General features: G+C 37.4%; 12 protein-coding genes, 1 tRNA gene, 1 pseudogene and 1 riboswitch. Of the genes and pseudogenes, 3 read left to right on the top strand and 11 right to left on the bottom strand.

All coding sequences use genetic code 11. From position 1 onward, the window contains the following. Positions 1-214: 214 nt before the first annotated feature. The 6 genes from A4245_RS15755 to A4245_RS15735 form a co-directional block, all read right to left on the bottom strand. Positions 215-559, bottom strand: coding sequence for a zinc ribbon domain-containing protein YjdM (locus tag A4245_RS15755; RefSeq protein ID WP_067729641.1), 345 nt, complete (start codon positions 557-559; stop codon positions 215-217). Between the two features lie 256 nt (positions 560-815). After that, a complete protein-coding gene (locus tag A4245_RS15750; protein ID WP_067729639.1) occupies positions 816-1,394 on the bottom strand; it encodes a histidine phosphatase family protein in 579 nt (192 codons plus the stop codon). An 89-nt stretch (positions 1,395-1,483) separates the two neighbouring features. Then, the gene (locus A4245_RS15745) at positions 1,484-1,771 is read right to left on the bottom strand and encodes a YesK family protein (RefSeq protein WP_067729637.1); all 288 of its coding nucleotides are present in this window, start codon (positions 1,769-1,771) and stop codon (positions 1,484-1,486) included. 153 nt (positions 1,772-1,924) lie between these two features. Beyond that, positions 1,925-2,584 (bottom strand): hypothetical protein, encoded by a 660-nt coding sequence (locus A4245_RS15740; protein ID WP_067729635.1) that lies wholly within the window; start codon positions 2,582-2,584, stop codon positions 1,925-1,927. A gap of 164 nt (positions 2,585-2,748) precedes the next feature. After that, complete coding sequence (locus A4245_RS20995) at positions 2,749-2,829, bottom strand: putative holin-like toxin (RefSeq protein WP_407668395.1); 81 nt, start codon at positions 2,827-2,829, stop codon at positions 2,749-2,751. Positions 2,830-3,026: 197 nt separating this feature from the next. Next, positions 3,027-3,443, bottom strand: a complete 417-nt coding sequence (locus A4245_RS15735) for a helix-turn-helix domain-containing protein (protein WP_067729633.1) — start codon at positions 3,441-3,443, stop codon at positions 3,027-3,029. A 272-nt stretch (positions 3,444-3,715) separates the two neighbouring features. Between A4245_RS15735 and A4245_RS15730 the strand changes: the two genes are divergently transcribed. Further along, the gene (locus A4245_RS15730; RefSeq protein WP_067729631.1) at positions 3,716-3,943 is read left to right on the top strand and encodes a hypothetical protein; all 228 of its coding nucleotides are present in this window, start codon (positions 3,716-3,718) and stop codon (positions 3,941-3,943) included. A 268-nt stretch (positions 3,944-4,211) separates the two neighbouring features. Here the strand turns inward: A4245_RS15730 and A4245_RS15725 are convergent, their stop codons facing one another. Beyond that, positions 4,212-4,598, bottom strand: coding sequence for a hypothetical protein (locus tag A4245_RS15725; protein WP_067729629.1), 387 nt, complete (start codon positions 4,596-4,598; stop codon positions 4,212-4,214). Between the two features lie 237 nt (positions 4,599-4,835). On the opposite strand from A4245_RS15725, the gene A4245_RS15720 reads away from it, so the two are divergent. Next, entirely contained in the window at positions 4,836-5,744 is a 909-nt protein-coding gene (locus A4245_RS15720; protein WP_067729627.1) for a superoxide dismutase, read from the top strand. 161 nt (positions 5,745-5,905) lie between these two features. Here the strand turns inward: A4245_RS15720 and A4245_RS15715 are convergent, their stop codons facing one another. Continuing rightward, positions 5,906-6,766, bottom strand: coding sequence for a polysaccharide deacetylase family protein (locus A4245_RS15715; RefSeq protein WP_067729624.1), 861 nt, complete (start codon positions 6,764-6,766; stop codon positions 5,906-5,908). A 473-nt stretch (positions 6,767-7,239) separates the two neighbouring features. On the opposite strand from A4245_RS15715, the gene A4245_RS15710 reads away from it, so the two are divergent. After that, positions 7,240-7,938, top strand: coding sequence for a DUF421 domain-containing protein (locus tag A4245_RS15710; RefSeq protein ID WP_067729622.1), 699 nt, complete (start codon positions 7,240-7,242; stop codon positions 7,936-7,938). Between the two features lie 231 nt (positions 7,939-8,169). Here the strand turns inward: A4245_RS15710 and A4245_RS15705 are convergent, their stop codons facing one another. From A4245_RS15705 to A4245_RS15700, 3 genes and pseudogenes are all read right to left on the bottom strand, one after another. Continuing rightward, positions 8,170-9,564 carry an LLM class flavin-dependent oxidoreductase gene (locus tag A4245_RS15705; protein WP_067729621.1) on the bottom strand — a complete coding sequence of 465 codons (1,395 nt, stop codon included), beginning with the start codon at positions 9,562-9,564 and terminating at the stop codon, positions 8,170-8,172. Positions 9,565-9,922: 358 nt separating this feature from the next. Further along, positions 9,923-10,041: riboswitch (SAM riboswitch) on the bottom strand. Positions 10,042-10,217: 176 nt separating this feature from the next. Next, positions 10,218-10,413: pseudogene (locus A4245_RS20680) on the bottom strand (GNAT family N-acetyltransferase); the annotation flags it as partial. A gap of 242 nt (positions 10,414-10,655) precedes the next feature. Next, a tRNA-Val gene (locus A4245_RS15700) sits at positions 10,656-10,728 on the bottom strand. Positions 10,729-10,745 lie beyond the last annotated feature (17 nt).

The following is a 10,745-nucleotide window of genomic DNA, read 5'->3' as shown; positions in this document are numbered from 1 at the left end:
GAAATGACCTTCATCATGGCTATGAACATCAAAACGAGATGAAAAAGCTAATGAAATGACCTTCAAGGAGCAGCTTCAGAGGCGGTTGAACAGGAACTTCTCGAAGTTTATATGTGAAAAATTGCGTAAATGGTAACACAACGATGGGGGGTTCATCAAGTGGTGAGAGGATCGGCAGAAATGAGACAGGGAAGGATCAGGACCCTTGTCCCTGTCAGAGCTTCTTCACAAATTTTGATTTAATATACAAGACCCCAAAACCATCCACTTTTCCTTCCAGGTCATGACCGTCGACCTCATCTACAATTCGGATACCTTTTACCTTTGTACCCATTTTAAGAGGATTTGAGCTGCCTTTTACTTTTAGATCCTTGATAACTGTAATGGTATCTCCGTTTGTAAGTATATTTCCGTTGGAATCTCTAGTTACTTTGCTTTCCTCTGCTTCCGCATCAGCTTCTGCAGTCCATTCATATCCACATTCCGGGCATATATAAAGCGTTCCATCTTCATAGGTATATTCTGATTGGCATTCCGGGCAATCGGGTAGTTTATGCATTTTTTCTCCTTTATTGTATCAATTATTTTAAAAGAACATCACGTCATTTATAAGTCACCGAGTATAATATTAATACAGTTGAAATTGAATAGCAAATGCCGTTAATACGCCATTTGCTCCATCCTTTACATATTTTACGGACTGACTGGCTCATTCGTGCCAATAAGCAAACCCGGATGAGTCCAGTTCAGGCCCTACCTTTGTGAGACTCTGCGAAAAATTAGTGTTAAAGAAAATCAGAGAACCGCTATGTAAGTCAGCTGCGAACCAAATGCGCCGTGCAGTTGTATAAATCACAATCCCATTGCCTATCCGCCATGACCAATGATGTAAATGACGTATTTTTCAGTGACTCTTCAATGGTAAAGTGAGGCACTACGACGTTTATCAGCCTCTTTAAAAATGCACCATGACTTACAATGAGAATTCTTTCACCTGTATGCTTTCCGGTGATTTCATCGATAAAAGTTTTTCCTCTCTCAATTACACTAGCTTCCGTCTCCATTTTTAAGTCCAATTCACGCCAATCCGTCCCCCACTTGCTGACCCTTTCCGCTTCGGTAGTGCCTTCAATCAGGCCCCCACCTAATTCACGGAGCCGCGAATCCAATCGCAATGGAATGTCCATTTTCTCCGCAATCGCTTTGGCGGTCTGATGTGCTCTTGTTAAATCACTGGTATAAACGATATCCCATTCTTCCTTGCTTAATCGCTCGGCAACCCGTTCCGCCTGCATTAATCCTTCTTCATTCAAAGGGATATCCGAACTCCCCTGGGCTCTGCCTTCTATATTCCAATGTGTGACCCCATGACGTACGATTCCGATTTTGGTCATAAAAAGACCCCTTTCTTTGGTTTGATTGTCCCCAAATCTTTCGATGGCAGCCTAAGTTGCGACTTATGCAGGTTGGTAAAAATACTTTTCTACCTGCCAAAAAAGAATGTCATACATCCGTTTATAATAATCGCTGAGACCGTACCTGCAAGAATCGAAAGTCCCAGCAATCCGAACCCCATTCCTTTCCAGCCCATTACGGTAAAGCTGACAAATATAATCGTAAGGCTTACAAAAGTGATTGCTGCATAGCCAGCACTAACAAACATGTAGTAGCTTTGCTCCGGTAGATACCTTTTTGATATTCTGGTTAATATGATAATAAATGCAGTAACTCCCAAAAAAATAAAATAAAAAATTTCAAGTCCTTCAATCATATTCACCCTCCTTGCCCAAAGGTAACAAGCAGAAATGATCTTCCATGCATCTATATATAAAATAATACCATCATTTTAACATATGAAGGGTTCTGAATTTCTTTACATACAAAACAAAAACCCGCCAAATGACGGGTTTTTGTTTTCAATATGTTAACTATCCAGAAAATCCACCGTACCGATCGTATCCATATGGCTTGCAATCATTGCAATCAATGTACTAGCTTCTTCCTTGCCAAAGGTCATGATTGTTTCGTCCTTTATAAAATCCGCTTCATCTGTCCGAGTACGGTTAATCCGTTTTATGACACCTTCACCGGTATCCTGGGTGATTCCAAACTGATAGGAGACTTCCCCTTCTTCTTCATTGTAGGAAGCTGTTACCTCAGGAGTTTCCCATTCTACATCGATTTCCTCCAGTAATAATTCATCTTCAATCTCATCAGACTCAACGTCTGTTTCTTCCTCAATGATTTGTATTTCAGATACCTCATCATCCGCACCTTCCATATAATTATGGAAACTTTCATGAACGGCATCAACAATGTCCTCAATATCATCAAGCACAACCTTGCTGAGATGCCCATAATCCGGATCAATTGACTGAATATAGAATTCTTCATTATGTGGATCAAAGAATAAGGTACAAAAATAATCTCTGTCCTCTTCACCACTGTCTGTAAAAAAATCTATTCGCGGATGCTTTGCTCCCCGCTCAATTAACATCCTGCCGTTTTCATCATACTTTTCACAGATCGAATTCAGACTATCCTGCAGTTCCCCACATACTCTGTCAAACCATTCCAAGTTCATGTAAATTACCACCTTTCAATTGTCTTTCTTATTATGACCATCTAATAAAATTTATCTCATTCTATTCAAAAGTAATTTTTTGGTAATGATGGTTTTGTTCAATGAAAAAGAGCCCATATGTGAAGAAAGCAAAAATAGAACATGCTTTTCTTCCATATGAGCACTTATTTCTTATTTTCTGACAATACCGCAACAAGTAATGACCCAAATGAAATCATCAGCACAAGCGTTTCGAATACTGTCACTCGTCTTCCTCCCTTCCATCTTAAGTCAGGAGACAAGTAATTTATGTTGCCATATTCTAATTTCCTGAAGATGTCTTGCTTAGCTATATCGGCATAATGTTTTTGATATGTTGGATGAAATTTTATTATATTTATTGATATGTTAGAGCGTGCCTGTCCTATTACAAAAAGCTAAAAAAGAAGACAAATCCATCAGTTCAGTCTTCTTCAAGGTAAATACATTGCTGTAACGGCGGGCATCCAAGTACCAGCCAAATTTTTACAAATAACTCCAACCGGGGCTGTGAGACATTGTTAAATATCTTACTTATATTTGGAGGCTGCATATTCAGTTGCTCAGCAATATCCTTAATATATATGTTTTTCTGTTTTGCAATTTCTTTGAATCGATTTTTGATGACAGGCTGCCGATTATTTTCGATAAATGGATTTGTTAAATCAAAATGTTTAATCTGTTCCAATTTATCAATGATGCTTCCAACAATAAATTCTTCAATTTTATAATCGTCACTTCTGTTTTTATCTCTATGGCGATTGATTAAATTTTCCAGTTCGGTTAAATCGTGAATTTGATTATAAATTTCGTCATTTAGCTGGATCGTTATTTCTTTCATGTATAAATCACCTCAGAATTGGAAAATGTATAAGTGAAAGGATGATCAAAAGTGAAGCATAATAATGATAAAGATGAAGTTATTGAAATAATCCACGATACATTTGATAAAGGCAGAAACGGGTAGATTTTTGGACAAGCTTCAGAGGATTAGAATGTCCTCTTACTTACATATTCTTTAGTTTAACCAAAAATTCCTATTTAAAATGGTTTTTGTGCCAAGCACGTTTAGACTGACGTAACTCCACAGATGAAATTACAGGAGGCGAGGAATTGAAGAACCTAACCCGTGAACAAGCGATAGAGAAATTGAATAATCTATTGGAAGATGAGGTTCAAGCAAATTTTATGGAACAGGAAAAAAAGGCAGGAGAACATGGTGACTCAACATTTTTAGTCAGCAACAGAAAAGGTTTTACTGCGGAAGTCGAAATCGATTGGAATAAAGAAGCAGATTTACTAACTTATTCAATAACAGAAAATGGCGAAGAAGAAAACTAAGAAACTAAACGGGTCGGTTTCTCTTGAACAAAGGGGACTGACCCTTACTATTTAAATTACATTTTTACTGATTTTATGACTATTGTCTTTTGCAGGCTTTGAATGTTTTCGTGAAATTGCCCAGACTGCTGAATTGCTACCGATTGAGATTGGTCGTTCAATTCCTTAGTTTCCAGGATGTACGACTGTTTGAAGCATTTTATCAGTATAATACCATATTCATTTCCTGATTAGGGGTGAATTATGGCTTTTTTGCTAAGAGTGATTTTCAGAACATTTCTTTGTTACCTTTTAAAGGTTCATCATATCGTACTGAACGGTCAGAAAAATTCCTAATAAACATAACATCTTTAACCGTTTTTTTTATTCTTGGCATTACAAACTGGATTCTTCTTTGACCTCTTCCAGACGGATCAAAAGAATAGAAAACGGCGATATCGATGGTTTCTTCTGTATTGGCAAGAAAATTCAGAAGTCCGTTTAACCCAGGACGCATCAGGTTTTCATATCCAATATCACTATACTTTTTTATAAGCTTAATATTGCTTACTTCAAGGAAACGCTCGATTCTGTCCTCTGTTCTAATTAGATTATCTATTGGTTGAATGGTTCTTTGCGTATATAATAATCCTGTTTTCGGTACATTCATAATCAACAGTTCCCCACCTATTTTTTTACGTAATTAATAGTTAGTTATAAGCAAAATAAATAAAGAGTATACATTAGCAGTTATAATGATTGCAGTAATGAAGAGGTTTCACGCCAGAAAGTTATCAACCTCATACAGGTACATAATTTTCCTGAAAAAATCTATCATTCCCGAGATGAGGCATTCACCCATCTTCATTTCCTGCATATATTGTCAACGACTAGGTTCGGGGGAGGGCTTTAATTGTCAGAGTATATTGCTTCAATAAAAAAATGGTGTGAAGAAGTATTAAAGAACTACGATGAGTCAATCAATACGTTACGAGACAATGTTAGTACAGAAAAGCTGGATGAATGGAAGGAAAGATTCATTCAGTTCAAGGAAGAACTTTCAGTGGAAGAGTCTTTACAGGATCAGGATGCCTACAACCGTGGAAGTGAATTATATGAACAATTACAATCTTTGCTGGAAAATGACAGTGAAAGTAACCATACGGCAGATGAAAGAGCTGAGCATAGTTGGGAGACTGTTCCCATCGGGGGACACACACTTCCGCCACTTCCCTATCGATATGATGCATTAGAGCCTTACATTGATGAGGAAATCATGCGATTGCACCACGATAAGCATCACCAGAGCTATGTTGATGGATTGAACAAAGCAGAACTGGAGATACAAAAAGCACGATCCTCCAATGATTTTGATCTTATCAAGCATTGGGAAAGAGAAGCAGCTTTCCATGGTGCTGGCCATTATCTCCATACCATCTTTTGGTATATTATGAGCCCCAATGGTGGTGGTCAACCCTCTGGAGATTTAATGAGGGAAATCAATCGATCATTTGGCAGTTTTGATCAATTCAAAAAACACTTTTCCGAAGCTGCTAAAAACGTGGAAGCAGTCGGCTGGGCCATTTTAGTCTGGTCGCCACGGTCCAGACGTCTGGAAATTCTTCAGGCGGAAAAGCATCAAAACCTGAGTCAGTGGGATGTTGTGCCACTCCTTGTCCTTGATGTCTGGGAACATGCCTACTACCTTCAATATAAAAACGAAAGAGATAAATATGTAGATAATTGGTGGGAGGTTGTGAACTGGCCGGAAGTTGGCAGACGCTATCAACAGGCAAAGCAGCTGAGATGGAAAGCTTTTTAAAGGAAAATTGTCATTATCGGTATTGATAAGAGAAATCGTATAGTGAGGAAGATCCCAAAAAGCAATGACCTGCAACATTTTCCCTGGTCATTGCTCCTACATAATCAGGTAATTAAAAATTACATGTACTTTTTGGAAACCCACCTTAATTGTCAATATTATCATTTCGCAAATGGAACATTTAATAATTCTGGCACTGTGACAAACTCATACCCTTGTTCCTGCAGGATTGGAATAATTTGGTCAAGGGATTCGATTGTATTTGATCTATCTCCATCCCAATCTGCACCATCATGCATTAGAATAATTGCTCCCGGCTGAACGTTATCTAAAACATTTGAAGCGATGACTTCTGGTGGATCCTCCTCCCAATCCAAAGCGTCCACTGACCATCCAATAACTAAGTATTGCATTTCAGCAAGCTTTTCCACCAATTCATCATATAAAAAACCATATGGTGGTCGAAAGAGACTTGTTCGATAGCCAATAATATCATTAAGTACGTCCTCTGTTCTTGTTACTTCTCTCTCCAATGTTGCTAAATCGCCTTCTTCAACGAGGTTAGGATGGAAATATGTATGATTTCCAATCACATGACCTTCATTATTCATCCGCTCAACAATTTCAGGATATGCAATCGCTCGCGAGCCCATTACGAAAAATGTACCAGGAACATTGTATTGATCTAATACATCTAATACATCATCTGTAAAACGTGGGTCTGGACCATCATCAAAGGTTAAAGCGATTTTATTTTGTTCCAATGGACCCTGTAAAATAAAAGTATCCGGATATCTCTGCTGCAGGATTCTCATATCAATAGGAAGTTGACGTTCCCGCTCTGGATTTTCAGGTCCCCCTCTAAGATCAGGAAAATCCTTCTCCGTATTAGCTGTTTTTACATTTCCCCACCAGATCTGCTGCTCGGCTGACTCCTTCGCATCAACCACCATCACATTAGATAGTTGAAAGCAAAACAAAAGCACAGCAGCGGAAATCAAAAGTAACACTCTCACCTTCATCTATCCATCTCCTCGTAAAATATTAATACCTCGTTATCTTTGGTAATAAGTAAAGCTTTATTCATTAAATAAACCGTCTGTTCTCCCATTTGTCTGGTTGTGGTTACGGTCATAAGAATGTATCACTTCTGTCATGTTTTTTACCGGTGATCGCCACTCGATTTACCACTTAGCACTAATACATTTACCAATGGGTATCATCAGGAGAAGATTTACAACGTTAAAAATTTTGAAAGATAGAAAAGCCTAATGCCTTCACTTTTAGCGAGTAATTAGGCCTATCAATCATTCCCCCTTGCGGAATATTAAAATGCGAAAGAGATAAAAAAATGAATTCTCAGTTTAATTTTACTACTGACATATAGTTGAATAGGATTTCCCGTTTTCGAACAAAATATCAATATCTTTGAACTTTGAACACATTATCTATAGTTTACTTAAATAAAAAGCAAAAAGGAGTATCGAGACAACATATGTCAATATTAGAATTATCGTTAAGAATTGTTCTTGCTTTTGTAACTTTATTAGTCCTAACAAGACTTATGGGTAGAAAAGAACTTTCACAAATGACTTTCTTTAATTTTGTATCTGGTATTGCTATTGGAACTATCGGGGGTTCTCTCGTAATTGATTCTTCTCTCAGCATTCGCAATGGCCTAATTGCATTGGCAGGTTGGAGTTTGATTACGATTGCTTTAGGTTTTATAGACATTAAATCTAAAAAAGCCCGCGAACTCATTGAAGGTCAACCACGAATCCTTATTAAAAAGGGGCAAATTATGGAAGATGAACTTCGGAAAGTACGCTTAGATGTTGATGCATTAAATGCTTTATTAAGGCAAAAAAATATATTTTCTGTTGCTGATGTTGACTATGCAATTTTCGAAACAGATGGAAGACTATCTGTTTTGAAAAAGGAATCACAACAATTTTTAACAAAATCCGATATGGGGGTTCAAAAAACTAAACCAGATGTTTATCCCACTTCTACCGAGGTCATAACGGATGGAAGAATTATTTCAACAAATTTAGAAAAGTTAAATCTTAATAAACAATGGTTAGATCAACAATTGCAATTGTCGGGAATCAATTCAATATCTGAGGTCTTTTATGCCGAGGTACAAAAGGATGGCACTCTGTATATTGATAATAAGAATGATGTCTTACATTAAAAAACTTTAAAGGTCCTCCCTAGGTCAATCAGTTCGAGAAGATATAGCTCTGATGTTCGGACAATTTCATGTCCAAAAAGCAAGCCTTGCAGCAAAAATGAGGTAAAATTTCTGTGACTTCTTTTGGCCGTTAGCTAAAATATCGGAAAGCAACGGTTCCTATCGAAAAAAGCCTGTATCCTTATTAGTAAAAGGTTACAGACTTTTGTTCTAAATAATTTTTGCTAAACTTTAGTGTACAGACTTAACTTTAGGATCCGAAATGGATACCTTCTTCCCTGGATGGCTTTCTGGCAAATGTACATTCCCTTTTCCAAATAAATTTTCTCGTAATGTATTTGCTTCGTATTCTTCACGAAAAATACCTCTTGATTGCAATACAGGAACGACATGCTCAATAAAATCTGTAAAAGTATTGGGACTCGATGCTTGAATAATATTAAATCCGTCGGCATCCCCTTCCTGTGACATTGCTTCTAACTCATCAGCAATTTGATCAGGTGTACCAATAATTTTCGTGGCACCTATTCCTAATCCATGATGCAGAACCGCTTCCCTTACTGTCCATCGCTTACTCGTACTAGCAATAGTATATTTCTGCAGGAAACCATGAGATGCGTCAGTAATAACGTTTTCTACATATTGATCAGGGTCATATTTAGAAAAATCTACTCCCGTATGACCTGACAGCAAAGCAGCTGTACCTTCATAACTTAGATAAGATAATAACTCTTCATATTTGGCTTGAGCTTCTTCCTCTGTTTCACCAACAATCGGAACAATTGCAGGAAAAATTTTAATGTCTTGAGGGTCTCTGCCAAATTGTGCTGCACGCTCCCTAATATCAGCTGTAAATGTTCTTAACTCTGAAATATCATTTGCTATCGTTGTGAAAATTGCTTCTGCATGTTTAGCAGCAAACGCTCTTCCCCGTGATGAAGCACCTGCTTGGAATAATACAGGCGTTCGTTGAGGCGATGGATTGACAAGGTGTACACCTGGAACACTAAAGTAGTCTCCTTTATGATTAATCGGATGCACTTTTTCAGGATCAGTATAGACACCAGTATCTCTATCAGCAATGATGGCATCATCCTCCCAGCTTTGCTCCCAAAGTTTATAGACAACATCCATATACTCCTCTGCTCGCTCATATCTTGTTTCATGTTCAATTTGCTTTTCTAAGCCTAAATTTACTGCTTCACTTTTTAAATAGGAGGTTACGATATTCCAGGCAATCCTCCCTTTCGTTAAATGATCTAATGTTGAAAATTGACGCGCTAATTTATAGGGCTGTGTATATGTCGCCGAATAAGTTGGTGCAAAACCGAGATTTTTTGTAACAGCAGCCATTGCTGAAATTTGCAGTAATGTATCATGTAATGGTACCTGGACCGCATTTTTGACGGCAGGTTTATAACTGTTTTGATATACATCATAGATACCGATAACATCCGCTAAAAATAACGCATCAAACTTCCCGCGCTCTAAAAGTTGAGCCAAGGAAGTCCAGTAATCCAGATCGCCATGACGCTGCCCTTGATCATCAGGATGTCTCCATAGTCCAGGTGAATGTGGGGCAACAGAATTCTGAGTAAACCCATTTAAACGAATTTTCTTTTTCATTGAATAACACTCCTTCTAGAGATAGATTTTTATAGCTATTGTTTAAGTAGATAAAGCTAATTAATGGTTAAGATAGAAGTTTTTTTGGAATCTTTCTTCACTTCCTTCTGTTGTTTATTAACTGATTTTCTCCCTATCAAGCATCTTTCGTTGAAAATGCTATTTATTATCCTTATAAAACCAATGCGATAACTCAGTTATATGGATGTATAAATCTTTGAAAATCTCTTCCAAGATGATAATGAAAATGAATAATCGTACAAAGAATTTAGCGTTTAGCTGTTGCCAAGCCTTAATTTAAAATACCAAAAAACCTCTTCCACTAAGGAAGAGGCTTCATATACAGAATCTGCACCCTCCCTTATCTCTCAAGCTAAATGCTTGCTGGATTTGGCACCTTTTCACTTAAAATACATTTTAAGTAAAGGTTGCCGCAGGATCGACGGACCAGATTCCTCCCCTGACTCTTGATAAGGAAAATATTCAGTTTTTAATGATTATTCACATCATAATGGATACTAATAGTACTGTCAAGTTTTTGTTTGTATGAGGATAATTTAGCTAGGTGTAAGACTTTTCCTTCGAAATATGCTTAAAACTAAAACCTTGCTCAACTAACCCGCCCGTTCGATAACTCTACCTTTAATATTAACATTAAATACCTCATTTTCTTCATTTCCAATAAAGAAAAAACCGTCATTATTGCCTAACCATACAAGTCCAGAGCGATCTTATCTAAAAAACACGACCAGGATTAATTTCTTCAATTACAGCTTTAACTTCTAATTGCCCGTGCTGATTTAATAAACTTTCTCACCTATAAAAGTCTTTCTTATTTAGTTCAGAAATGACAAAGTGCTCCCCTTTCCCTAAATCCTCTAATGAAACGCAATAAGATCAGTCTTCCGCAAACGGGCCGTTTGTGAAGAAGTTTGTTCAATAGACCATCCACTATAACCGCGTCGATTAAAAATATTGCTTGCTTTTTGTGACTACTATTCATAAAGGTGAAAAATAGTAGGCTGTATCATAGAAAAGAAAAAAGCCTGTTCCCCCTTGATATATAAGGGATACAGACCTCTGTTCTATAATGATTCCGATTGGGCTCGAACCAACGACCTCTACCCTGTCAAGGTAGCGCTCTCCCAGCTGAGCTACGGAATCGAATGAAATTATAAATT

The sequence above is a fragment of the Oceanobacillus damuensis genome (assembly GCF_001618145.1).
Lineage (GTDB): Bacteria > Bacillota > Bacilli > Bacillales > Amphibacillaceae > Oceanobacillus > Oceanobacillus damuensis.
Note: the sequence above shows the minus strand (reverse complement) of the source record. Positions and strands in the feature narration are given on the sequence as shown.

Coding starts and splice junctions, on each gene's coding strand:
- A4245_RS15705 (WP_067729621.1), bottom strand. CDS start 9,564: ATGAAAAAGAAAATTCGTTTAAATGGGTTTACTCAGAATTCTGTTGCC.
- A4245_RS15750 (WP_067729639.1), bottom strand. CDS start 1,394: ATGACCAAAATCGGAATCGTACGTCATGGGGTCACACATTGGAATATA.
- A4245_RS15715 (WP_067729624.1), bottom strand. CDS start 6,766: ATGAAGGTGAGAGTGTTACTTTTGATTTCCGCTGCTGTGCTTTTGTTT.
- A4245_RS15755 (WP_067729641.1), bottom strand. CDS start 559: ATGCATAAACTACCCGATTGCCCGGAATGCCAATCAGAATATACCTAT.
- A4245_RS15740 (WP_067729635.1), bottom strand. CDS start 2,584: ATGAACTTGGAATGGTTTGACAGAGTATGTGGGGAACTGCAGGATAGT.
- A4245_RS15735 (WP_067729633.1), bottom strand. CDS start 3,443: ATGAAAGAAATAACGATCCAGCTAAATGACGAAATTTATAATCAAATT.
- A4245_RS15745 (WP_067729637.1), bottom strand. CDS start 1,771: ATGATTGAAGGACTTGAAATTTTTTATTTTATTTTTTTGGGAGTTACT.
- A4245_RS15710 (WP_067729622.1), top strand. CDS start 7,240: ATGTCAATATTAGAATTATCGTTAAGAATTGTTCTTGCTTTTGTAACT.